This is a genomic window from Pauljensenia sp. UMB1177 (genome assembly GCF_030217965.1).
Classification (GTDB): domain Bacteria; phylum Actinomycetota; class Actinomycetes; order Actinomycetales; family Actinomycetaceae; genus Pauljensenia; species Pauljensenia turicensis_A.
In genome coordinates this window covers 1-295 of the sequence record NZ_JASOOV010000022.1, presented here as the reverse complement: position 1 = coordinate 295, position 295 = coordinate 1, and the positions used below count along the sequence as shown (strand labels likewise).

1 protein-coding gene is annotated in these 295 nt (G+C 42.4%); it reads left to right on the top strand.

Features of this window, described 5'->3' with window-relative positions; translation table 11 throughout:
* The coding region (locus QP442_RS08425; protein WP_442953382.1) for a transposase at nt 1-235 on the top strand (235 nt) is incomplete at its 5' end.
* Between the last annotated feature and the right edge of the window lie 60 nt (nt 236-295).

The following is a 295-nucleotide window of genomic DNA, read 5'->3' as shown; positions in this document are numbered from 1 at the left end:
TTTCGCCCATGCCTATTCAGCTTGGGAAAAAGGCAGTCATGAGAGACATAATCGCATGTTAAGAGAATTCTTGCCCAAAGGGACAAGCTTTAAAAAGCTGACATACCAGGAACTCGCACACTATACGAATACAATAAATAATCGCTTTAGAAAGGTCTTAGATTATCAAACCCCTAACGACTGTTATAACCTAGAAGTTGCGAAACTTCAGGAAACGCTTAAAGAAGCAGGCTAAAGTGCTTAACAAAGCATAGAGATTCAGTGTGGGCCAGTCAAGGTCCGCTTCGCTCTCCAC